Here is a 21,726-nt window from a genome sequence, read left to right on the forward strand (position 1 = left end):
GTCAGCTGCGCAGGCTGCCGCCGGTCGCCTTGGTGACCTTTTCGACGATCTTGGCGGAAACCGCCTCGATCTCGGCATCGGTCAGCGACTTGCCGCTGGGTTGCAGCCGGACCGCCAGCGCGATCGACTTCTTGCCCGCGCCCATCTGTTCCTCGGCCTTGGGACCAGTGAACTGATCGAACACCGTAACCGCCTCGATCAGCGCCTTGTCGGCCCCCATCGCGGCATTCACCGCCACCAGCGACTCGGTGCCCGCATCCACCACGAAGGCGAAATCGCGTTCGACCGCATGCAGATCCGAGGTTGCCAGTGCCGGGCGCGTAGGCGTCTTGGCCTTCGGGAAGGGCACGTTTTCCAGCCAGATCGTATAGGCCACCGCCGGGCCCTTCACGCCCATTTCGCGCAGCACCTTGGGATGCACCTCGCCAAAGGCGCACAGCGCCTTGGGCCCCAGCGCCATCACGCCTGCGCGGCCCGGATGCCACCAGCCTGCCAGCTTGCGGTTGATCTGCGTCTTCGCCGGCGCGCCGATCGCCGCCAGCACCGCCTCGGCATCGGCCTTGGCATCATACAGATCGACCGGGCGGCGCGACCCCCAGGGATCACGCGGCGCGCTGGCCCCGACCAGCAGGCCCGCCAGTTGCAGATGCTGATCGCCCGGCTCGCCGCCGTGGAAGGCCGGGCCCACCTCGAACAGTGCCATATCGGCAAAGCCGCGCGCCTGATTGCGCGCCGCGGCCTGCAACAGACCGGGCAGCAGATCGGGGCGCAGATGCGTCATCTCGCTCGAGATCGGGTTTTCGATCCGCGTCGCCTCGGCCCCGCCGCCAAACAGCGTGGCCGATTTCGCGTCGATGAAGCTGTAGGTCACGCATTCGTTGTACCCAAGGCTCGCCGCCGTGCGCCGCGCCATGCGTTCGCGCACCTGCATCGGCGTCAGCACCGGACCGGGCACGCCGCTGGTTTCGCGCGCCATCGGGCGGCCCACCAGCTTCGTCAACGAGGCGATCCGCGCCACTTCCTCGACCAGATCGGCCTCGCCCAGCACATCGGGGCGCCAGCTGGGCGGGGTGACCATGTCGCCGTCGAGCGTGAACCCAAGCGCGGCCAGCGTTTCGCGCTGCGTGGCTTCGGGAATGTCCATGCCCACGAGCGAAATCACCCGCGCCGGGTCCAGTTTATAGGCGCGCGTCGTGTCGGGCACCGCACCATCCATCACCACGTTCGAGGCCTCGCCGCCGCACAGGTCCAGCACCATCTGCGTGGCCAGTTCCAGCCCGGGCAGGGTGAATTCCGGGTCCACGCCGCGTTCGAACCGATAGCGCGCGTCCGAGTTGATCTTCAGCGCGCGGCCCGTGGCGGCAATGGTGATCGGGTCCCAATAGGCGCTTTCAACGAAGACATCGACGGTCTCCTCGGTGCAACCCGACAGCTCGCCGCCCATGATACCGGCCAGGCTTTCGGGCCCCTGATCGTCGACGATCACCATCTGACCCGCCCGCAGGGCGTAGGTCTTGCCATCCAGCGCCAGCAGCTCCTCGCCGCCCTGCGCGGGCACGATCCGCAGATCGCCCTTGACCTTGGCCGCGTCGAAGACGTGCAGCGGGCGGTTCAGATCATAGGTGAAGAAGTTGGTGATATCGACCAGCGCCGAGATCGGCCGCAGACCGATCGCCATCAGCCGGCTTTGCAGCCAGGCGGGGCTGGGCCCGTTGGTCACGCCGCGGATCAGGCGCCCGGCGAACAGCGGGCAGCCCTTTTCCTTGAGCCCCGCGTCGATGCTGACCTTGATCGGGCAATCAAACCCGCCCGGCACGGGCTCGATTTCCAGCGGTTTCAACCGCCCCAGGCCCCGCGCGGCCAGATCGCGCGCAACGCCGCGCACGCCCAGCGCATCGGGGCGGTTCGGGGTGATCTTGATGTGGATCATCGGGTCCACCGCCTCGGGGCGGTTTTCGGCCAGCCAGTCGATGAACTTCTGCCCGACCTCGCCCGAGGGCAGCTCGATGATGCCGTTATGTTCGTCGCTCAGTTCCAGCTCGCGTTCCGAGGCCATCATGCCGTGGCTTTCGACACCGCGGATCTTGCCCACGCCCAGCGTCACGTCGATGCCCGGCACATAATCGCCCGGCTTGCACAGCACCACGGTGATGCCTTCGCGGGCATTGGGCGCACCGCAGACGATGGTCTTTTCGCCCTCGTCGGTCAGCACATTGCAGACCCGCAGCTTGTCGGCATCGGGGTGCTTTTCGGCATGCAGGACCTTGGCCAGCGTGAAGGGCGCGAGCTTGGCCGCCGGGTTCACGATTTCCTCGACCTCAAGGCCAAGGTCGGTGAGCGCGTCAGCGATCTCGTCCACCGAGGCGTCGGTGTCAAGATGGTCTTTCAGCCAGGAGAGGGTGAATTTCATTGGTGAATCTCCTTACTCGCGAGACTGATTTCAACTTTGATGTCGTCGTCGCGCCCGAGGGTGTCTGCCCGCATTACGCGCAGCATATTTTGATATTTGTCCTCAAACTCTGTCTCAAATTCGAGCAAGCGAGTTGGAGGATATTCGTCGCCAAACTTCTGGTTGTGCCGCGGCTCGTAGATACATCGCACACATCTTGTGTACGAAAAGAATGCCGCGTGGAGTTCAGCAAGCCGTGTAGCAACACTGTGCGGGGCCGCAACATAGAGCATTGCTTCAACTGACCGAAATTCGTCAATCGCTGCCCTCCGCATTTCATGATCTGTGCGGACACAACTCGTAAGAACTCTTTGCTGTGAAAAGAGATAGGCGCGATAGAGCTCTTGCCTTGCACGGAGCAACTCAGAAATTCGATCCGTCTTTCTTTGCCAAGCATAGACAAAGCCACCTCCGACGATTGTCAGAAGCGGGACCAAAAAGGTGGCCGCCAGCTGCCAGCCATCACCCATTACTTACTCAACCCCCCGAACACCGTAGGCAGGTCCAGCGGCGCGAAGCCGTAGTGTTTCAGCCAGCGCAGGTCGCTCTCGAAGAACGCGCGCAGATCCGGGATGCCGTATTTCAGCATCGCGATCCGGTCGATGCCCATGCCGAAGGCAAAGCCTTGCCATTCGTTCGGGTCGATCCCGCCCGCGGCCAGAACCTTGGGCTGCATCATGCCGGAGCCGAGGATTTCCAGCCAGGAATTGCCCTCGCCGATCTTCAGCTGGCCGCCTTCCCACGAACAGCGGATGTCCACTTCGGCCGAAGGTTCGGTAAAGGGGAAGTGGCTGGCGCGGAAGCGCAGCTCGACGTTCGGCACCTCGAAGAAGGCCTTGCAGAATTCTTCCAGCACCCATTTCAGGTTGGCCATGGAAATGTCGCGGCCGATCGCCATGCCCTCGACCTGATGGAACATCGGCGCGTGGGTCTGGTCCATGTCCATCCGATACACGCGGCCCGGCGCGATCACGCGGATCGGCGCGCCACGTTCCTGCATCGCGCGGATCTGCACGGGGCTGGTATGGGTGCGCAGCACATGCGGCGGGCGCGGATCGGCGGCATCGCGGGCCATGAAGAAGGTGTCATGCTCCTGCCGCGCGGGGTGTTCGGGCGCGATGTTCAGCGCGTCGAAGTTATACCAGTCGGATTCCACCTGCGGCCCCTCGGCCACGGCAAAGCCCATGTCGGCGAAGATCGCGGTGACCTCATCCATCACCTGACTGACCGGGTGGATGGTGCCCATGCGGCGCGGGCGGCCCGGCAGCGTCACGTCCAGCCATTCCGATTTCAGCCGCGCATCCAGCGCCGCATCGGCCAGGCCTTCCTTTTTCGCGCGCAGCGCCGCGTCGATTTCGGTTTTCAGCAGGTTCAGCGCGGCGCCCGTGGTCTGGCGTTCCTCGGGCGACATCTGGCCCAGCTCGCGCATCTTCAGGCTGATTTCGCCCTTCTTGCCAAGCGCCGCGAGGCGGATCTCTTCCAGGCTCGCCTCATCGGCGGCGCCCGCGATCCGGTCGAGATAGTTTGCCTTGAGCACGTCGAGCGCGTTCATGCCTGTGTCTCCTGTCTGGTCGGGCCAAAGCCGATTGGGCCTGTGCTAGCCGCCGCCCGCCCCGATTTCAAGCGCCCCGGTCCGGGACGGGTCAAAGAAAAACCCCCGCGACGGGCGAAACCGTCGCGGGGGTCTGAAGTGCAGTCCCTTGCGGGAATTACGCAGCCGCGGCGGCTTTCGCCTGTTCGACGATCGCGCCAAAGGCTTCGGGCTCGTGGATGGCCAGATCGGCCAGAACCTTGCGGTCCACCTCGATCCCGGCCAGCGCCAGACCGTTGATGAAACGCGAATAGGTCATTTCGGCGTCGAAGGCGCGCACAGCGGCGTTGATCCGCTGGATCCACAGCGCGCGGAAGCTGCGCTTGCGGGCCTTGCGGTCGCGGGTCGCGTACTGGTTGGCCTTGTCGACGGCCTGGGTGGCGGTGCGGAAGTTGCGCGAACGGGCCGAGTAGTAGCCTTTCGCTGCCTTCAGGATTTTCTTGTGCGAGGCGTGGGTAACCTTGCCGGATTTAACGCGGGACATGTTTCAAGCCTCCAGTTCAGCGATTGTAGGGCATGTATTTCTTGATGATTTTGGCATCGCAATCAGCCAGAACCATCGTGCCCGCGGCGTCGCGGATGAACTTCGTCGAGCGCTTGATCATGCCGTGGCGTTTGCCAGCGGCACCCGACTTCACCTTACCGGACGCGGTGAAGGTGAACCGCTTTTTCGCAGCGGATTTCGTCTTCATCTTGGGCATTTCCATCTCCTCTTTCGAGTGGGTATTCACGCGACTCGGCATGCCTCGAGGCCGGCCGCGCGGTTGATAGAGCGCGCCTGATAGACGCGCCCCGGACAATTGGCAAGGGGGGAAGCGGCAAAAAACCGGGGCGTCAGTTCAGAATCCGGGCCAGAACGCGGGCAAAGACCTCGGGGATCTGGCCGGGCACATAGCCGCCGGGTTTCGACAGGAAGGCCAGCAGGATCAGCCCGCCCCCCACCAGCACCGCGATCGCGGCGGCCCGGGGCGGGCGCGAATCCGCGAAGGCCGCAATGACGGCGGGCACGGCGAAGGCACCGACGATGATGCCCATCACCAGAAACAGATCGCTGTCTATCACCATCATACCTTTGCCTCCTCGGCGAAAGGTTACCCCACGGCAAGATTACTCCGGGTCGGTGCGGAAGATCAACCTTTCGTCACAGGGCGCCACCCGCAGGATGTTGGTTGTGCCCTGCACGTTGAAGGGCACACCCGCGGTCACGACGATCTGGTTGGTTTCATCGGCAAAACCATAGTCGCGCGCGGCACGGGCGGCGTTGACCACCGCCATCTTGAACCGCTCGACCTTTTCGCAGCGCACCGAATGCACGCCCCAGTACAGGCAGATCTTGCGCAGCGTGGTGGTGATCGGCGACAGCGCGACAATCGGCACGCGGGGCCGTTCGCGCGCCACCAGCGCCACGGTCTTGCCGGTCTGGGTGTAGCAGCAGATCGCGGAAATATCGGTAGTTTCGGCAATTTCGCGCGCCGCTGCCACGATGCCATCGGCAATGGTCTGGCGCTGCGCGGTGCGCGAGGCCTCGATGATGTCGCGATAGGTCGGGTCGCTTTCGACGCTTTCGGCGACGTTGTTCATCGTCGCCACCGCCTCGACCGGATAGCGGCCTGCGGCGGATTCCGCCGACAGCATCACCGCATCGGCGCCTTCATAGATCGCGGTGGCCACGTCGGACACTTCGGCGCGGGTCGGCATCGGGCTTTCGATCATGCTTTCGAGCATCTGCGTCGCCACGATCACCGGCTTGCCCGCCGCGCGACATTTGCGGATCAACCGCTTCTGGATCGGCGGCACCGCATGCACCGGCAATTCGACCCCCAGATCGCCGCGCGCCACCATGATCCCGTCGGAAACCTTGAGGATCTCGTCAAAGGCGCTGACCGCGGCGGGTTTTTCGATCTTGGACAGGACCTGCGCCCGCCCGCGCGCCAGATCGCGCGCCTCAAGCACGTCTTCGGGGCGCTGCACGAAGCTCAGCGCCAGCCAGTCGACGCCCAGCTCGCAGGCGAATTCCAGATCCTTGCGGTCCTTTTGCGACAGCGCCGCCAGCGGCAGCACCACATCGGGCACATTCACGCCCTTGCGGTTGGAAATCGTGCCGCCGGTGGTGACGATGCAATCTGCGAAATCGGGGCCGCAGCGGTCGACCCGCAGGCGGATCTTGCCGTCATTGACCAGCAGACGCGCGCCCGGCTCCAGCGCCGCGAAAATCTCGGGATGGGGTAGGCAGACACGGTGCCCGTCGCCTTCGGTCGGGTCCAGATCCAGCCGGAACAGATCGCCCTCTTCCAGATCGGCGGCGCCGGCGGAAAATACCCCCACGCGCAGCTTGGGCCCCTGCAGGTCGGCCAGCACGGCGACCGGGCGCCCGGTGTCGGCCTCGACCTGACGCAGAATGTCGTAGCGCGCCTGCTGTTCCTCATGGGTGCCATGGCTCATGTTCAGGCGGAACACGTCGGCCCCGGCTTCGAACAAGGCGCGGATCGTCGTATAATCCGAGGAAGACGGGCCCAGTGTGGCCACGATCTTGACGTTGCGAAGGCGTCTCATACGTCCTCGTTCCCCCCTGTTGGTTCATTATATATGGGCCGCCGTCAGCTATGACGCAAAATGTCGCTCAGAGCAACTGGCACAACCGCGGCCGGTGGCGTAAACCTGTTGTGACCGCACTGAGCAACGACACCATGACGCACCACCCTGCCTATCAGATTATCGGCGCCGACCGGCCCTCGCGCTGGCTGGTGACTGTCGATCATGCGACTAATACCGTGCCCGACTGGGTGGCCGGCGGCGATCTGGGGATCGCGCCTGCGGATATGGCCCGCCACATCGCCTATGACGTGGGCGCTCTGGGACTGGCGCAGCGGCTGGCCGAACGGCTGGATGCGCCGCTGATCGCGACCGATTTCTCGCGGCTGGTGATCGACCCGAACCGCGGCGAGGACGACCCGACACTGGTGATGAAGCTGTATGACGGCACGATCATTCCGGCCAACCGCCATGTCGATGCCGCCGAGGTCGAACATCGTCTGGCGCGGCTTTACCGCCCCTATCACGGCGCACTGGCCGATCTGGCCGGGCGCAGGCCCGATACGGTGATCTGCGCGATGCATTCGTTCACGCCCTGCCTGCGCGGGCGCCCGCCGCGGCCGTGGCAGGTCGGCGTGCTGTATTCGCACCGCGACGAACGTCTTGGAAAGCCGTTGGTTGCCGCACTGGCCGCCGAGGGCCTTTGTGTTGGCGACAACGAGCCTTATTCTGGCCATCTTGATGGTGACAGTATCGACCGGCACGCCCTTGTGCCGGGCCGCCCGAATGTGTTGATCGAATTGCGTAACGATTTGATTGCACAGGCGGATGGGCAAATTGCCTGGGCGGATCGAATCGCGCCGGTGCTGGAGCGGGTGCTGATGCAAAGCGGGCTGTGAGCCCGGGGCGGACCGGAAACAATCCGGGCTAGTGGGGTGCGATTGTTTCAATCGCATCGCAAAGCCGCCATGACGCCCCGCCAAAGCGTTTGACAGCCGCCGAGCTTTGGGACTTTGGTTAACTATTCTTAATCCCGTTATCCGAGTCGAGGGTCCCATGTTTACGCTGTTGATGATGTCGTTTTTGCCCTTGGCCCTGATGGTCGGCATCTACCAGAACAACCATGATGACGACGACGACAAATCCGACGAACCCGAACGCGATGCAGACCCGGAAAGCGGCGAAGGCGCCAGCATCACCCTGACCGGCGACGGCGCCGCGACCGAGGGCACCTCGGGCGATGACACGATCTATGGCACCGACGGCAACGACACCGTTTCGGGCGGCGCGGGCGAAGACAGGATCTGGCTGGGCGCTGGCGATGACCGCGGCCCGCTCACCGAAGACATCGCCGTCGCCACGGGTGCGATGGGCACGTTCGGCGATCTGGGCGCGATGATGCAGACCTTCTCGGACGAGGGGCTGTTTGGTGCCGAGGGCGGCACCGGCGACGACTATATCGACGGTGGCCACGGCGATGACGCGATCACCGGCGGACCGGGCAACGACACGCTGCGCGGCAACTTGGGCGACGATCTGCTGATCGACACCCGCGGCGCCAACAGCATGCACGGCGGCTATGGCGATGACCAGCTGATCGCGCTGGACGAAGACGACAGCCCCTGGGCCGATGTGATGGATGGCAGCGTCGGCGATGATGCGCTGTGGGGCGACGACGGCGACACGATGACCGGCGGGGCGGGCATTGATATGTTCGCGATCAACTGGCAGCCGGGCGACGACCCGGTGGTCATTACCGATATGAACAAGGACGTGACCGCGGACCCGACCTCGACCGAATATGACCAAGAGGCGCTCGTGATCCAGGTCGAGAACTGGCCGGAAGGGTCGACCTTCTCGATGGAACAGACCGACACCGGGCTGAATGTTCTGATTAACGGCGAAACCGCGGCCGTGCTGGAGGGGCTGAAGCTGGTCGATCTGAATGGCGACGGCGTCTATCTGTATGATGTCGCGACCGATACGTCTTACATCCCCACCTATCCGGGCTATACCCAGATCGGCACGGACGGCAATGACGTGCTGACCGGGCGCGAAGGCGATGACCGGCTGTATGGCAGCCTTGGCGCCGACAGCCTGACCGGCAACGAGGGCGACGACACCCTTCTGGGCGGCTATGGCGCCGATACGCTGATGGGCAATGACGGCGACGACTCGCTGGTCGGCGGGGCGCAGAACGACGTAATGGATGGCGGCGCGGGCTACGACCACCTGATCGGCGGGGCCGGCAACGATATGATGCTGGGCGGCGCGGGCAACGACACGCTGTTGGGCGAGGATGGCAATGACAGCCTGTCCGGCGGCCTCGGGCGCAACCTGATCGACGGCGGTGCAGGCGATGACATCATCGCGGCGGGCGGCACGCTCGACACCGTCTATGGTGGCGATGGCAACGACACGATCGTCGCCTCGAACACGCTCGACGACGATCTGATCACCACGGTCGATGGTGGCGCGGGCGATGACGTGATCTATGGCTCCGACGGGAACGAACTGACCGGCGGCACCGGTGCGGATCTGTTCGCGACGAGCTACGACACCACCTCTGAGGCGGTCGTCGTGCTCGACTTCACCCCGGGCGAAGACATGATCGAGATCATCGCCAATACCAGCGCGACGGTGTCGGTGACGGCAACGGCCGACGGTCTGGGCAGCCAGATCCTGGTCGACGGGCTCAACGTGATGGTGTTGCAAGGCGTGAAACCCGCCGATGTGCCACTCAGCGCGATCACCCTGAGCGCGGCCTGACCGCACCCGAATCACCTGTGGGCCGAGATGACGAAACCCCGATGAACAGTCGATGTTTTGCCTTTCTTGACAATGTGTTACTGTCCACTTTCCGCTTGCTCGAACCAATCCGCGCCCCGGCGCCGGATTGGTCCGCAAAGCCCGGACAGTGCCACCGTCGACCCCGCTCAAACCCGTTGCACAAGGCCCGCATGCCCCGCATCTTGTCACCAATGAAAAGGATGTCCTGATGCTTGCCCTGTTTCTCACTCTGAGCGTGGCGCTTGCCCTGCTGGTCTGGGGCGAGATCGACACCCCGCGCCCGGTGACCGTGGCTCCGGCCCCACCCCAGATGCCCGCACCGGCGCCCTTGCGGCGCCCGGGTCGCAGGCACACCCCTTCCGAACCGCCGCTGCGCCTGACCGATTTCACCCCCGGGGATCTGATCGAGCTGGAGCTGCCCGGCCCCGCCCCGCACCCGGAAGACATCCGTTTCATGCCCCTGCCCAGCGGCGATACCCGGGTTCAGATCGCCGGAGAGGATGTGCTGATCCTTTCCGGCGTGGATGCCGCGACCCTCTCGCCCGCAATCTTCCGTTTCCGCCGCCTGCCCACCGCATGACCCCGACACGCGGCGCAACAAAAAGCCCCGGGCCGAACCGGACCGGGGCTTTTGCGCGTCCTGTCTGAACGATCAGATCGCGGCCTTGCGGCTTTCTTCCAGATAGATTTCGCGCAGGCGGGTGGCGACCGGACCGGGCTTGCCGCTGCCCACTGCCACGCCATCCACTTCGACGACCGGCATCACGAAAGCCGAGGCCGAGGTATAGAACGCCTCATCCGCGCCCTGCGCCTCTTCGATGGTGAACAGCCGTTCTTCGATCTCCATCTGCGATTCCGCGGCGTATTTCAGCAGCGAGGCGCGGGTGATCCCGTGCAGGATGTCATTCGACAGCTGCCGCGTGATGATCTTGCCGTTCTTGACGATATAGACGTTGTTCGACGATCCCTCGGTGACGAAGCCATCCTCGACGAACCAGGCATCGTTCTTGCCCGCCTTTTCGGCCGCCATCTTGACCATCGACGCATAAAGCAGCTGCACGGTCTTGATGTCGCGGCGGTGCCAGCGCAGATCGGGCACCGAAATCACGGTGATACCCTTTTTCGCCTTCGGGTCGTCCGCCAGCCCGGGCTTCGACTGGGTATAAAGAACCACGGTCGGCGGCGTGCCGGCGGGCGGATAGTGGAAATCGCGATCCCCCGCATTGCCGCGGCTGACCTGCAGATAGATCATCCCTTCGACCAGATCGTTACGCGCGATCAGCTCGCGGTGGATTTCCAGCCATTCTTCGGGGGTGATGTCGCAGGTGATTTCCAGCTCGGACAGCGAACGGTTCAGCCGCGCGATATGGCCTTCGAATTCCAGGATCTTGCCGTCCAGGATCGAGGTCACCTCGTACACCGCGTCGCCCATCACGAAGCCACGGTCGAAGATCGAGACGCTGGCCTCTTCCTCGGGCAGATACTGACCATTCAGATAGACAATCCGGCTCATTCGTCTCTCCTTCTCAGCCCCAAAGCCCCGCTTCGGGGGGGTAAACCATGCCATCGGCATAGGCCAAGGGCGTGCTGCGGTCTTCTGCCAACAAAAGCGGCCCGTCAAGATCCACATATTCCGCGCCCTGCGCCAGCAGCACCGCAGGCGCCATCGCCAGGCTCGACCCGACCATGCAGCCGACCATCACCTGATAGCCCGCCGCCCGCGCCGCGTTGCGCAGCGCCAGCGCCTCGGTCAGCCCGCCGGTCTTGTCCAGCTTGATATTGACCATGTCATACTTGCCCACCAGATGCGGCAGGCTCGCGCGGTCATGGCAGCTTTCATCGGCACAAACCGGCACCGGACGGTCGATCCCGATCAGGGCCGCGTCATCCGCAGCGGGTAACGGCTGTTCCACCAGCGCAACGCCCAGCCGCACCAGATGCGGCGCCAGATCGGCATAGACTTCGGCGCTCCACCCCTCGTTGGCGTCGACGATGATCCGCGCTTTCGGCGCGCCCGCACGCACCGCTTCCAGCCGCGCCATGTCGTCCGGCGTGCCCAGCTTGATCTTCAGCAACGGACGATGCGCATTTTTTGCCGCCGCCGCCTGCATCCGCTCGGGCGTATCGAGCGAGAGCGTATAGGCCGTGACCATCGGCCCCGGTGCGGCCAGCCCGGCCATCTCCCACACGCGTTTGCCTGCGGCCTTGGCCTCCAGATCCCACAGTGCGCAATCCACCGCATTGCGGGCCGCGCCGGGCTCCAGCGCCTCTTGCAGCTCGGCGCGGGAGATGCCGGCGGGCAGGGCCTCGATCTGCGCAGTCACGCTGTCCAGGCTTTCGCCATAGCGCGCATAGGGCACACATTCGCCCCAGCCTGTGTAACCGCCCCGGCTGACCGTCACGGTCAGAACCTTCGCCTCTGTCCGCGACCCGCGCGAGATGGTGAACACCTCGGCCAGCCGGAACACATCTGCCTGCACAGAAATCATCCGCGCCCCCGTTTCTTCTTGGCAAAAATACTCCCGCCGGAGGCATCCCCCGGCGGGCTCATGCAATCAGATCGCGGCGAGCGCGTCCACCAGCTTGCCCGCGCCAAAGCGGAACGGGTCGGTGGCGGGCAGGCCCATATCGGCCTCCAGCTTGGCCAGATAGGCGCGCGCTTCGGGTTCGGGCATGTGTTGGGTGTTGACCGAGATGCCGACCACCTGACAGGCCGGGTTGCCCACCCGCGCCAGCGTCAGCGCCACATCGCGCAGCGCTTCCAGGCTGGGCGCGGTATAGCCCGGCAGGCCGCGCATGTGCGGGCGGGTCGGTTCGTGGCACAGCACCAGCGCGTCGGGCTGACCGCCATGCACCAGCGCCAGCGTCACCCCGGAATACGAAACGTGGAACAGGCTGCCCTGCCCCTCGATCAGATCCCAGTGATCGGCGTCATTGTCGGGCGTCAGCCATTCGATCGAGCCGGCCATGAAATCGGCGATCACCGCATCCAGCGGCACGCCGTCTCCGGTGATCAGGATGCCGGTCTGGCCGGTGGCGCGGAACGTGGCCTTCAGGCCGCGCTCGCGCATCTCGCGTTCCATGCACAGCGCGGTGTACATCTTGCCGACCGAACAATCGGTGCCCACCGCCAGCATCCGCTTGCCGGTGCGCTTGATCCCGTTGGCGATCGGGTAGTCGACGCTGGGCACGCGCACGTCGTGCAGCTGGCGCCCGCAGGCGGCGGCGACGGCGACCAGATCGGGCTCGTCACGCAGCAGGTTGTGCAGCCCCGAGGCCAGATCGAACCCCTCTTCCAGCGCCTGCACCAGAACCTTCTTCCAGGCCGGGCTGATGATCCCGCCACGGTTCGCCACGCCGATCACCAGCGTCTTGCAGCCCGCCGCCTTGGCGGTCGCAAGGTTCATGTCAACCAGCCCCATATCGGCCTTGCAGCCCTCCATCCGGTATTGGCCCACGGCAAATTCCGGGCGCCAATCCTTGATGCCCTGCGCCACCTTGGCGGCCAGTTGGTCGGGCGCATCGCCCAGAAACAGCAGATAGGGGGTCTCGATCAGCGCCATGGGGGCCTCCTGTTGGATTTTCCCGTAGATTACAGCGCCCGCAGAGGATTTTCTGGGGAATTCATGCCTTCAAAATAGACATATCAGGCGATTCTTCGCCATATGCAGAAATTTTCCGCAGAAATGTGCGCATCACGCTGCAAGTGCAGCATGATCGCGCGCCGCCGGGCACCGATTCTGCGGGCGCGAAATGGACTTGAAAGGAAGTGCGCAATATTATATCCCGCCAGCAGCAAAACTCGAAACATCATTGCGAGACAACCATGAGCTTCCGCGTCCAGCCGACCCCCGCCGCCCGTCCCAATCGCTGCCAGCTGTTCGGCCCCGGCTCGAATACCAAGCTGTTCGCGAAAATGGCCGCCTCGGCGGCCGATGTCATCAACCTCGACCTCGAAGACTCGGTCGCGCCGAATGACAAGGCGCAGGCCCGCCGCAACATCATTCAGGCCAGCCACGAGATCGACTGGAACACCAAATACCTGTCGGTGCGGATCAACGGCTTGGACACGCCCTATTGGTATCGTGATGTCGTCGAACTGCTGGAAGAAGGCAGCGAGCGCATCGACCAGATCATGATCCCGAAAGTGGGTTGCGCCGCCGACGTTTATGCCGTCGACGCGCTGATCACCGCGATCGAGACCGCCAAGGGCCGCACCAAGAAGGTCTCGCTCGAGGTCATCATCGAATCCGCCGCCGGCATCGCCCATGTCGAGGAAATCGCCGCGTCGAGCCCGCGCCTGCAGGCGATGAGCCTAGGCGCCGCGGATTTCGCCGCCTCGATGGGGATGCAGACCACCGGCATCGGCGGCACGCAGGAAAACTATTACATGCTGCGCGAGGGCGCGAAATACTGGTCGGACCCGTGGCACTGGGCGCAGACCGCCATCGTCGCGGCCTGCCGCACCCATGGCATCCTGCCGGTCGACGGCCCGTTCGGCGATTTCAGCGATGACGAGGGCTTCCGCGCACAGGCGCTGCGCTCGGCCACGCTGGGCATGGTCGGGAAATGGGCGATCCACCCGAAGCAGATCGCGCTCGCGAACGAGGTCTTCACCCCCTCGGACGCCGCCGTCGCCGAAGCCCGCGAAATTCTGGCCGCGATGGAAGATGCCAAGGCCCGCGGCGAAGGCGCAACCGTCTACAAGGGCCGTCTGGTCGATATTGCGTCGATCAAACAAGCCGAAGTTATTGTCAGACAGTCGGAAATGATTAAGGGTTAAATTTCCGGCAGAATCGAATCCCGGAGCGGCAGGGAGGGGAGGCCCGGCGGCATGAGGGAACAGGGACGCCCCGATCACGGATCGGGGCGTTTCCATTTGCGCCGCCCCGTCCCCTTGGGTCAGTTGCATTTCCGCGCCGCCGCATTCATATAGGCAGCATTCCGCAACGGAGGGTTCCGATGACGACCTATCTCGAATTCGAAAAGCCGCTCGCCGAAATCGAAGGCAAGGCCGAAGAACTGCGTGCCCTGGCGCGCACCAACGAAGAGATGGATGTCGAAAAGGAAGCCGCCGCGCTGGACAAGAAGGCCGCGCAACTGCTGAAGGATCTGTACAAGGATCTGTCGCCCTGGCGCAAATGTCTGGTGGCACGCCATCCCGACCGGCCGCATTGCAAGGATTACATCGAAGCGCTGTTCACCGAATTCACGCCGCTGGCGGGGGATCGCAATTTCGCCGACGACCACGCCGTGATGGGCGGGATCGCGCGGCTGAACGATCAGCCGGTGATGGTGATCGGCCATGAAAAGGGCCATGACACCACCTCGCGTATCGCGCGCAATTTCGGCATGGCGCGCCCCGAAGGGTATCGCAAGGCGATCCGGCTGATGGACATGGCCGACCGCTTCGGCCTGCCGGTGGTGACGCTGATCGACACGCCCGGCGCCTATCCGGGCAAGGGCGCGGAAGAACGCGGCCAGTCCGAGGCGATCGCCCGCTCGACCCAGAAATGCCTGACGATCGGCGTTCCGCTGATCTCGGTCATCATCGGCGAGGGCGGTTCGGGCGGCGCGGTCGCGTTCGCCACGGGCGACCGCATCGCGATGCTGGAACATTCGGTCTATTCGGTGATCTCGCCCGAGGGCTGCGCCTCGATCCTGTGGAAAGACGCCGAAAAGATGCGCGAGGCCGCCGAGGCACTGCGCCTGACCGCGCAAGACCTCAAGAAGCTGGGCGTGATCGACCGCATCATCAAGGAACCGCTGGGCGGCGCGCAGCGCGACCGCGCCGCGGCGATTGCCTCGGTCGGGTCGGAAATCGCGCTGATGCTGGGTGAGCTGTCGGGCCGGAAACCCGCCGAGCTGATCAAGGATCGCCGCAAGAAATACCTCGATATGGGCTCGAAAGGGCTGGCGGCTTGAACCCCTGGGTCTTGCTGACGCTGGCGGGCCTGCTCGAAGTCGCCTGGGCACTGGGGCTGAAATATTCCGAAGGCTTCACCAAACCGCTGGCCTCGGCGCTGACACTGATCGGCGCCACGGCCAGCTTCTTCCTGCTGGCGCAGGCGATGCGCAGCCTGCCGGTAGGCACCGCCTATGCGGTCTGGACGGGGATTGGCGCGCTTGGCACGGCCATTCTGGCCATCTTCCTGTTCGCGGAGCCGGTGAGCGCGCTGCGCGTTTCCGGGGTTGCGCTGATCGTGGCCGGGATCGCGGCGCTGAAACTGGCCTGAGGCGCCGCCGCCTCAGCCCCCCACGCGGTTGGCCGGATCGTTCACGTCGAACCCCGCCTCGGCCATCAGCTTGTCGGAATGGGATTCGATCAACGCGGGCACCTGCGCCATGAACTCGGCGGTTTCCAGACCCGGCGCAATCGGATCAAGGAATTCCACCACCGCCAGCCCGGGCTTGCGCAGCATCGAGCGGCGCGGCCAGAACACACCAACATTGGTTGCCGCAGGCACACAGGGCAAACCCAGATCCCGATACAGCATCGCCGGACCGATCTTGTAGGGCGGCTTTGCGCCCGGTGCTACGCGCGTGCCCTGCGCGAAGATGATCAGCTGACCGCCGTGCTGACGCTCGCTCCGGGCCTGCTCGACCATGCCCTTGATCGCCTGCCCGCGTTTGGCGCGGTCGACCGGAATGCACCCGATCAGCCAAGCATACCAGCCGACGAAGGGGGTCCAGACCAGTTCCTTCTTCATGATGAACTTGCCCCGCGGCACCGCCGAATAGATCATCAGGATGTCGAAGAAGCTTTGATGCTTGGCCGCGATCAGCACATCGCCGGTGGGCGGCGTGCCGCGAATTTCGCTGCGCAGCCCGATGATCCAGCGCGCCGAGAAGCGCACCCAGTGGCAATACAGCCGGCACACCCAGACCGCCCCGGCACGCCCGCCCAATACGCCCACGGGCAGGAAGCCGATCGCGATGACCGCCAGCATCAGATACATCTGCGCGACGAAGATATAGGACCGGATAAATTGCAGAACCGACATCAGCGAATTCCCTTCAACATGCGCAGCGCAGCCGCGCGGGTGGCCAGCCAGGCCACGGCAGCCGCAAGCGGCGGAACAACCAGAGGCCAGAGCCAGCCGGCACCGGCAAAGCCCAGACCCGTCAGAAAACCGCCGGCCTCATCCGTCGCAGGCAGCGCGGCGACTGCGAGCATCGCCAGCACCGTGCCTAGGGCCGCGCCCGCCAGGCCGCGCACCGTGAACCGGCGCACGAAGGCCCCGGCAATGAAATCGTCGCGCGCCCCGACCAGTCGCAGCACCCGGATCACCTGCACATTGGCGGCCAGCGCTGCCTGCGCGGCCAGTGTGATCATTCCCGCCATCGCGCCGCCGATCAGCACCAGCGACAACAGCCCCAGCAGCCGCAGCCGCCCCGCGGCCGACACCAGCGGACGCCGCCAGCGCGTGTGATCGTCCAGCACCGCGCCGGGCGCCTCGGCCGACAGCCGCAGCCGCAGCCCCTCGGCATCCATTCCGGCGCTGGTCTCGGTCAGTTCGATCAGTTGCGGCAGCGGCAGGCTGTCGATCGGCAGATCGGGGCCGAACCACGGCTGCAGCAGGGCCTCCATCTCGGCACTTTCCAGCGCGCGATAGCTGGCCACGCCAGGCGTCGTCGCCAACACCTCCAGCACCGCGCGGGTCTGCCCCTGCATCTGCTCGGCGGGCGCGGAAATGCGGATCGTGGCAGAGCGTGCCAGCGCCTCGGACCAGCGCTCAGCCAGCCGCCCGGTCGCCAGCGACAGCGACAGCGCAAACACCGCCAGAAACGCCATCGCCGCCGCGGTCAGCAAGGTCAGCCGCGCGGTGAAGCCGGTGGGCGGCACCACCCGGTCGGCACCGCTCAGATCGGCGGGAAACAGGGCCAGCAGCGCGCGCATCACAGATCCGCCCCCGCCAGTTGCAGCCGCCGGTTCGCAATCCGCAGCACCCGCGCCGCGACCTGACTTTTCGCCGTGCGGATCAGGTTCAGGTCATGCGTCGCGATCACCACCGTCTTGCCCATCTTGTTCAGCTCGACCAGCAGCGACAGCAGCCGCAGCGACATTTCCCAATCCAGGTTGCCGGTCGGCTCGTCGGCCAGGATCACGTCGGGCGACATCATCACCGCACGGGCCAGCGCGGCGCGTTGCCGTTCGCCCCCCGACAGCTGCGGCGGCAAGGCCCCGGCCTGCGTCTTCAGCCCGACCCAGCCCAGCAATTCGCGCAGTTCGGCAGGATCGACCGGGCGATGCGCCACGCTCAGCGGCAGGGCGACATTCTCGGCCACGGGCAGATGGTCCAGAAACTGGCAATCCTGATGCACGACGCCGATTTTCTGCCGCAGTCCGGCAATATCGTCGCGCCCCAGCCCCCGCACATCACGCCCGAACAGCGCAAGATGCCCCGCCGAGGGCAGCAGTTCGGCATAGCACAGCTTGAGAAACGTGGTCTTGCCCGCACCCGACGGCCCCGTCAGGAAATGGAACGACCCCGGCACCAGCTTGAGCGTCATTTCCGAAAGCAACTCGCTCCCGCCGTAGCTCATTGCGACATTTTGCAGCTCAATCACTGCGCAGCCCCTTCATCTGGTGAGTGTTTGAGCAGACAGACCCCGCCCGGACAACGCAAACCCTTGGATATTGGTTTGGCGCTTGCTACAACATGTGCAAGAGAATTGCCAGATCGGCGATCGAGGGTCTGAGGGTGAGGAATGGGATGCGGCTGATCTGCCCGAATTGCGCCGCGCAATACGAGGTTGATGCAAGCGTCATCCCCGACGCAGGCCGCGATGTGCAATGTTCGAACTGCGGGCAGACATGGTTTCAGCCCAGTGCCCTGATGCTGCAGGCCGAAGCCGCCGCACAGACGATCGCCCCCGACCCGCAGGAGTGGGAAGTTCCCGCCGACGCGCTCACGACCGCCTTTGCCGACGCAACCCCGGACGAGACATCGCCCGAGACCGAGGAGGCGGTGGCAGAAGCCCCCCCGCCCGCTCAGAACCTGACCGAGGAAACCGCCCCCGCAACTCCACCGGCGGAGCCCCCGACCGCAGAGCAGGAAGACGCGGAAGACGACGGCAAAGATGACACGATCACCGCCACTGTGGCGGCGATGGTGGCCGCCCAAGCCCCCCCGGCGCCGGTTCAGCCACCGTCCACGCAGGCCAGTGACGACGGCCCCGGCCTTGCTCCCGCACCGGCTGCGGGCAGCACACCGCGCCGCGCGCTCGACGACAGCCTGCTCGCAATCCTGCGTGAAGAGGCCGAGCGCGAGGCCTCGGCCCGCCGGGCCGAGGGCAGCACGCTTGAAACCCAGGAAGAGTTGAACCTGGAGCCTGCGGCCAGCCGTGCCGCAAGCCGTGCCGCCGCCAAGCTGGCCGCATTGCAACGTGCCTCCGAAACGACCGAGGACGCGCCAGCCGCCGACCGCGTCGCCCATCTGCATGACGATGGCGAGGACGAACCCGCCGCACCGCAGGTGTCGCGCCGCGAACGGCTGCCGGACATCGAAGAGATCAACTCGACCCTGCGTGCCACCTCGGACCGGGCAGAGCATGCCGCCGCCAAGGATGCGCCGCAGACGCTTGCGCGGCAACGCTCGGGGTTCCGGCTCGGGTTCGTGTCGGTGTTGACGCTGGGGATCGCGGCGATGACCGTCTATGCAACCGCGCCGCGGCTGGTTCAGATCGCCCCCGCGCTGACGCCTGCCCTGTCGTCCTATGTCAACACGGTGGACCGTGGCCGGATCTGGCTGGACGCGCAATTGCAGGCGATCATCGTCAGCGTGCAGGAAAAACCCGACACCTGACGCGCGGATTGCGGGGTTCGGTCAGAACTGATCCAACAGACGGCGCAGATAGTCCAGTTCCGCCTCGGGGCGCAGCCGTTCGGCCGAACGGCGCCGGATTTCATCAAGCAGATCGCGCGCCCGGCGATAGATGTCTTCGCCCTGCAGCATGTTCTGGGTCGCGCCAAGACGCCCGCCATCGCCAAGATTGCGGCCCAGCGGGTCACGCGGCAGCTCGCGCGATCCGCGACCGCCGGCCTGGCCTTGCTGCTCGGCGCCCTGTTGCCCCGGCTGGCCCTGCTGACGCCCCTGTTCGCGTGCGAAGGCCTCGCCCAGATTGCGCATGCCCTCGCGCAGCGCTTCGATCGCATCGGCCTGCCGGTCGATCGCGCGCCCGGTGTCCCCGTCGCGCAACGCCTGCTCAGCCTCGTCCATCGCACGGCCTGCATCGTCCAGCCGCTGGCGCGCGGCATCGCCCGCCTCGTTGCCCAGACGCGGCATCAGCCCCTGCTGGCGCCCAAGCTCCTTGCGCAGCGCGCGCTGACGATCCGCCAGACTTTGGCCGCCGTCCTGCGGCTCTTGCGCCTGATCTTGCGCGCCGCCCTGATTGCCGCGCTGCGAAGGACCTTCCTGCATGTCACGGAAGGCGTCATCTGACAGTTGCTGCTGGTCGCGCAGCGTGTCGGCCAGATCCTGCATCGTCTTGCCGCCGGGCGTGTCGCCCTGACCGCCCTGCCCCTGCTGAACCTGCAGATTTTCCATCATCCGCGCCAGTTGATCGAGCAACTCTTGCGCCTCGGCCATCCGGCCCTCTTCCATCAGCCTCTGGATCTCATCCATCATCTGCTGGATCTGGTCGCCGGTGATCTGCTGGCTTTGCTGTTCGCGCCCGAATTGCGGGCCTTCCTCTTGTGCCTCTGCGCGTTCGGCCAGCATCTGGATGTAGCGGTCGGTGGCCTCTTTCAACTCGGCCATCAGCTTGGCGATCTCGTCCTTCGAGGCGCCGTTGCGGATCGCCTCGGACAGCCGTTGCTGCGCCTGCTGCATCGCGGCCAGCGCATCTGCCAGCCCGCCATCTTCCAGCATCTCGGCCATCTGCCACAGGTCTTCGGCCAGCTCATCGCGCACTTCGGGCGTCAGCGACGCCGCCTCGATCCGGCGCGACACCAGCGTGATCAGACCCGCCATCCCGGGGCGCGTGACAAAGCCCTCGGGGCGGTTGACCACGGCGCGCAGCCATTGCGCCACGCGCGGGCCGTTCTCGCGCGACCACAGCAGATCGCGCCGCGCCTCGATCAGGCTGGCCGCCAGCGGGTCGAAGAACCGCCGCCCCGGCAGATCAAGGCTTTGCGCCCCCGTCGTGCCGGTCTGGCCGCGCCCGTCCTCGACCTCCAGCGTCAGGCGGACGGGCAGGTTGGCCCAGGGGTGTTTTGCGGCGTCTTCGGCCAGCGCATCGGTGAAATCCGCGCGATTGCCCGAAATCGGCAGCGGCAGGTCGAACACCAGATCGTCGCGCGGTTCGGGCGACAGGGCCAACCCGTAGCGGCGCGGCACGGCGGCCAGATCCAGCGTGATCCGGGCCCGCCCCGCCGTGACTGCGTAATCGTCGGTGGCATGGAACGGCTGGCTCAGCTTGCCGTCGGCGCGCCGCTCGGCCAGACCGACCAGTTCCACGGCTGGCGCATCATCGGGCAGGATCGTCACCGCAAAGCGCCGCCCCGCCGCGCCGCCGATCTCGATCACGCCGGATCGCACGGCATCGAAATCGCGCCGCTGCACATCCGCTGCGGCCTCGGCTAGGGGCTGTGCCGCCGGGCTCGACACCGTTTCGTCGAAATCTATCGCACCCGGGGCACCGTAGAAGCGGAAGGCAAGGCGCGTGCCCTCGGGCACGGCCAGGTCATCCGATGTCAGACTGTTGAGATAGATCCCCGGCTTGCCGGTATAGCGCGGCGGCTCGGCCCAGCCTTCCCAACTGGGGCCCATCGCCGCCTCGGCCGGGCCAGCGCCGCCCACGCTCGCCCCCGGGTCGAGCATCCGCGCAGGCGCGCCGAACAGCAGCGCAACCACCAGCGCGGTCAGCGCGCTCAGCCGCAGGGCAAAGGGATCGCGGCGCGACAGGTCGGGGGTGGGGGCAACAGGGCGCGCGCCCGCGGCACGCTCGGCCATGCGGCGCAAATGCGCGGCCCACAGGGCCTGCGTGGCAGGGTCTTGCCCGCCAAGGGCCATTTGATCGGTCAGCGCGGTCAGCGGACGGCCCGGCAGGGTCATGTCCAGACGCGCGATTGCCTCGGCCCGTGCAGGCCAGCGGAACCGCCGCAGACCCAGCCCCAGCGTGACGATCAGCACCAGCAGCACGCCCGCCGCTGCGCCCCGCAGCCAAAGCTGCGGCATCACATCTGGCAACCGGAAGGCAAGCGCCGCCAACATCAGCGCCAGCACCGACAGCGCAGGCCAGAACGCGCGCAAGGCCCGTTCCAGCACCATCCCCGCCCGGGTCAGCGCGATCGGACGGGCCAGCGCGTCAAGCGGCGTGGCAGGTTGGGGGCGCGTGCGATGCAGCATCGGTCCTTTCC

At 65.7% G+C, this 21,726-nt stretch carries 21 protein-coding genes; 7 read left to right on the plus strand and 14 right to left on the minus strand.

The window, feature by feature from the left end; all coding sequences use genetic code 11:
* Window position 1: 1 nt before the first annotated feature.
* The 7 genes from pheT to pyk form a co-directional block, all read right to left on the minus strand.
* Entirely contained in the window at window positions 2-2,410 is a 2,409-nt protein-coding gene (pheT, locus tag P2G62_RS05350; RefSeq protein WP_275733846.1) for a phenylalanine--tRNA ligase subunit beta, read from the minus strand.
* The gene (locus P2G62_RS05355; protein ID WP_275733848.1) at window positions 2,407-2,919 is read right to left on the minus strand and encodes a hypothetical protein; all 513 of its coding nucleotides are present in this window, start codon (window positions 2,917-2,919) and stop codon (window positions 2,407-2,409) included. Before P2G62_RS05355 ends, pheT begins: the two co-directional genes overlap by 4 nt.
* Window positions 2,919-4,001, minus strand: coding sequence for a phenylalanine--tRNA ligase subunit alpha (gene pheS / locus P2G62_RS05360; protein WP_275733849.1), 1,083 nt, complete (start codon window positions 3,999-4,001; stop codon window positions 2,919-2,921). Before pheS ends, P2G62_RS05355 begins: the two co-directional genes overlap by 1 nt.
* 157 nt (window positions 4,002-4,158) lie before the next feature.
* Window positions 4,159-4,524, minus strand: coding sequence for a 50S ribosomal protein L20 (gene rplT, locus P2G62_RS05365; protein ID WP_275733850.1), 366 nt, complete (start codon window positions 4,522-4,524; stop codon window positions 4,159-4,161).
* A 16-nt stretch (window positions 4,525-4,540) separates the two neighbouring features.
* Complete coding sequence (rpmI, locus tag P2G62_RS05370; RefSeq protein WP_275733851.1) at window positions 4,541-4,741, minus strand: 50S ribosomal protein L35; 201 nt, start codon at window positions 4,739-4,741, stop codon at window positions 4,541-4,543.
* Between the two features lie 133 nt (window positions 4,742-4,874).
* On the minus strand, window positions 4,875-5,108 hold the full coding sequence (locus P2G62_RS05375) for a hypothetical protein (RefSeq protein ID WP_345799262.1): 234 nt from the start codon (window positions 5,106-5,108) through the stop codon (window positions 4,875-4,877).
* A 39-nt stretch (window positions 5,109-5,147) separates the two neighbouring features.
* The gene (gene pyk / locus P2G62_RS05380; RefSeq protein ID WP_275733852.1) at window positions 5,148-6,593 is read right to left on the minus strand and encodes a pyruvate kinase; all 1,446 of its coding nucleotides are present in this window, start codon (window positions 6,591-6,593) and stop codon (window positions 5,148-5,150) included.
* 134 nt (window positions 6,594-6,727) lie between these two features.
* Here pyk and P2G62_RS05385 point away from each other — a divergent pair, with 134 nt between their 5' ends.
* The 3 genes from P2G62_RS05385 to P2G62_RS05395 all read left to right on the plus strand — a co-directional run bounded on the left by P2G62_RS05385 (window position 6,728) and on the right by P2G62_RS05395 (window position 9,942).
* Window positions 6,728-7,471, plus strand: a complete 744-nt coding sequence (locus tag P2G62_RS05385; protein WP_275733853.1) for an N-formylglutamate amidohydrolase — start codon at window positions 6,728-6,730, stop codon at window positions 7,469-7,471.
* A 157-nt stretch (window positions 7,472-7,628) separates the two neighbouring features.
* On the plus strand, window positions 7,629-9,341 hold the full coding sequence (locus P2G62_RS05390; protein WP_275733854.1) for a calcium-binding protein: 1,713 nt from the start codon (window positions 7,629-7,631) through the stop codon (window positions 9,339-9,341).
* Between the two features lie 229 nt (window positions 9,342-9,570).
* A complete protein-coding gene (locus tag P2G62_RS05395; protein WP_275733855.1) occupies window positions 9,571-9,942 on the plus strand; it encodes a hypothetical protein in 372 nt (123 codons plus the stop codon).
* Window positions 9,943-10,014: 72 nt separating this feature from the next.
* On the opposite strand, the gene P2G62_RS05400 is transcribed toward P2G62_RS05395, so the two are convergent.
* From P2G62_RS05400 to dgcN, 3 genes are all read right to left on the minus strand, one after another.
* Window positions 10,015-10,875, minus strand: coding sequence for a D-amino-acid transaminase (locus tag P2G62_RS05400; protein ID WP_275733856.1), 861 nt, complete (start codon window positions 10,873-10,875; stop codon window positions 10,015-10,017).
* A gap of 13 nt (window positions 10,876-10,888) precedes the next feature.
* On the minus strand, window positions 10,889-11,851 hold the full coding sequence (gene dgcA / locus P2G62_RS05405; RefSeq protein ID WP_275733857.1) for an N-acetyl-D-Glu racemase DgcA: 963 nt from the start codon (window positions 11,849-11,851) through the stop codon (window positions 10,889-10,891).
* Window positions 11,852-11,917: 66 nt separating this feature from the next.
* Window positions 11,918-12,919: an N-acetyltransferase DgcN gene (gene dgcN / locus P2G62_RS05410; RefSeq protein WP_275734091.1), complete on the minus strand. Its 1,002-nt coding sequence runs from the start codon at window positions 12,917-12,919 to the stop codon at window positions 11,918-11,920.
* 269 nt (window positions 12,920-13,188) lie between these two features.
* Here dgcN and P2G62_RS05415 point away from each other — a divergent pair, with 269 nt between their 5' ends.
* The 3 genes from P2G62_RS05415 to P2G62_RS05425 all read left to right on the plus strand — a co-directional run bounded on the left by P2G62_RS05415 (window position 13,189) and on the right by P2G62_RS05425 (window position 15,598).
* The gene (locus P2G62_RS05415) at window positions 13,189-14,145 is read left to right on the plus strand and encodes an L-malyl-CoA/beta-methylmalyl-CoA lyase (RefSeq protein WP_275733858.1); all 957 of its coding nucleotides are present in this window, start codon (window positions 13,189-13,191) and stop codon (window positions 14,143-14,145) included.
* A gap of 179 nt (window positions 14,146-14,324) precedes the next feature.
* Complete coding sequence (locus P2G62_RS05420) at window positions 14,325-15,287, plus strand: acetyl-CoA carboxylase carboxyltransferase subunit alpha (RefSeq protein ID WP_275733859.1); 963 nt, start codon at window positions 14,325-14,327, stop codon at window positions 15,285-15,287.
* A complete protein-coding gene (locus P2G62_RS05425) occupies window positions 15,284-15,598 on the plus strand; it encodes a multidrug efflux SMR transporter (RefSeq protein ID WP_275733860.1) in 315 nt (104 codons plus the stop codon). Before P2G62_RS05420 ends, P2G62_RS05425 begins: the two co-directional genes overlap by 4 nt.
* 12 nt (window positions 15,599-15,610) lie before the next feature.
* On the opposite strand, the gene P2G62_RS05430 is transcribed toward P2G62_RS05425, so the two are convergent.
* The 3 genes from P2G62_RS05430 to P2G62_RS05440 are packed head-to-tail and all read right to left on the minus strand — an operon-like array spanning window position 15,611 to window position 17,933.
* The gene (locus tag P2G62_RS05430) at window positions 15,611-16,366 is read right to left on the minus strand and encodes a lysophospholipid acyltransferase family protein (protein ID WP_345799263.1); all 756 of its coding nucleotides are present in this window, start codon (window positions 16,364-16,366) and stop codon (window positions 15,611-15,613) included.
* The gene (locus P2G62_RS05435; protein WP_275733861.1) at window positions 16,366-17,262 is read right to left on the minus strand and encodes a cell division protein FtsX; all 897 of its coding nucleotides are present in this window, start codon (window positions 17,260-17,262) and stop codon (window positions 16,366-16,368) included. Before P2G62_RS05435 ends, P2G62_RS05430 begins: the two co-directional genes overlap by 1 nt.
* Window positions 17,262-17,933 carry an ATP-binding cassette domain-containing protein gene (locus P2G62_RS05440; RefSeq protein WP_275733862.1) on the minus strand — a complete coding sequence of 224 codons (672 nt, stop codon included), beginning with the start codon at window positions 17,931-17,933 and terminating at the stop codon, window positions 17,262-17,264. Before P2G62_RS05440 ends, P2G62_RS05435 begins: the two co-directional genes overlap by 1 nt.
* Window positions 17,934-18,079: 146 nt before the next feature.
* On the opposite strand from P2G62_RS05440, the gene P2G62_RS05445 reads away from it, so the two are divergent.
* A complete protein-coding gene (locus tag P2G62_RS05445; RefSeq protein ID WP_275733863.1) occupies window positions 18,080-19,171 on the plus strand; it encodes a zinc-ribbon domain-containing protein in 1,092 nt (363 codons plus the stop codon).
* Between the two features lie 21 nt (window positions 19,172-19,192).
* Here P2G62_RS05445 and P2G62_RS05450 read toward each other — a convergent pair whose 3' ends face one another.
* Window positions 19,193-21,715 (minus strand): DUF4175 domain-containing protein, encoded by a 2,523-nt coding sequence (locus P2G62_RS05450; RefSeq protein ID WP_275733864.1) that lies wholly within the window; start codon window positions 21,713-21,715, stop codon window positions 19,193-19,195.
* Window positions 21,716-21,726: the final 11 nt, after the last annotated feature.

The organism is Paenirhodobacter sp. CAU 1674 (assembly GCF_029222945.1).
In the GTDB taxonomy this organism is placed as follows: Bacteria; Pseudomonadota; Alphaproteobacteria; order Rhodobacterales; family Rhodobacteraceae; genus Rhodobacter.

Bases quoted from the DNA above. Each gene is read 5' to 3' on its own strand.
- dgcA (WP_275733857.1), bottom strand. From the start codon at position 11,851: ATGATTTCTGTGCAGGCAGATGTGTTCCGGCTGGCCGAGGTGTTCACC.
- P2G62_RS05435 (WP_275733861.1), bottom strand. From the start codon at position 17,262: ATGCGCGCGCTGCTGGCCCTGTTTCCCGCCGATCTGAGCGGTGCCGAC.
- pheS (WP_275733849.1), bottom strand. From the start codon at position 4,001: ATGAACGCGCTCGACGTGCTCAAGGCAAACTATCTCGACCGGATCGCG.
- P2G62_RS05390 (WP_275733854.1), top strand. From the start codon at position 7,629: ATGTTTACGCTGTTGATGATGTCGTTTTTGCCCTTGGCCCTGATGGTC.
- P2G62_RS05375 (WP_345799262.1), bottom strand. From the start codon at position 5,108: ATGATGGTGATAGACAGCGATCTGTTTCTGGTGATGGGCATCATCGTC.
- rpmI (WP_275733851.1), bottom strand. From the start codon at position 4,741: ATGCCCAAGATGAAGACGAAATCCGCTGCGAAAAAGCGGTTCACCTTC.
- pheT (WP_275733846.1), bottom strand. From the start codon at position 2,410: ATGAAATTCACCCTCTCCTGGCTGAAAGACCATCTTGACACCGACGCC.
- P2G62_RS05445 (WP_275733863.1), top strand. From the start codon at position 18,080: ATGCGGCTGATCTGCCCGAATTGCGCCGCGCAATACGAGGTTGATGCA.
- P2G62_RS05430 (WP_345799263.1), bottom strand. From the start codon at position 16,366: ATGTCGGTTCTGCAATTTATCCGGTCCTATATCTTCGTCGCGCAGATG.
- P2G62_RS05415 (WP_275733858.1), top strand. From the start codon at position 13,189: ATGAGCTTCCGCGTCCAGCCGACCCCCGCCGCCCGTCCCAATCGCTGC.
- P2G62_RS05420 (WP_275733859.1), top strand. From the start codon at position 14,325: ATGACGACCTATCTCGAATTCGAAAAGCCGCTCGCCGAAATCGAAGGC.
- pyk (WP_275733852.1), bottom strand. From the start codon at position 6,593: ATGAGACGCCTTCGCAACGTCAAGATCGTGGCCACACTGGGCCCGTCT.
- P2G62_RS05385 (WP_275733853.1), top strand. From the start codon at position 6,728: ATGACGCACCACCCTGCCTATCAGATTATCGGCGCCGACCGGCCCTCG.
- P2G62_RS05450 (WP_275733864.1), bottom strand. From the start codon at position 21,715: ATGCTGCATCGCACGCGCCCCCAACCTGCCACGCCGCTTGACGCGCTG.
- rplT (WP_275733850.1), bottom strand. From the start codon at position 4,524: ATGTCCCGCGTTAAATCCGGCAAGGTTACCCACGCCTCGCACAAGAAA.
- P2G62_RS05400 (WP_275733856.1), bottom strand. From the start codon at position 10,875: ATGAGCCGGATTGTCTATCTGAATGGTCAGTATCTGCCCGAGGAAGAG.
- P2G62_RS05355 (WP_275733848.1), bottom strand. From the start codon at position 2,919: ATGGGTGATGGCTGGCAGCTGGCGGCCACCTTTTTGGTCCCGCTTCTG.
- P2G62_RS05395 (WP_275733855.1), top strand. From the start codon at position 9,571: ATGCTTGCCCTGTTTCTCACTCTGAGCGTGGCGCTTGCCCTGCTGGTC.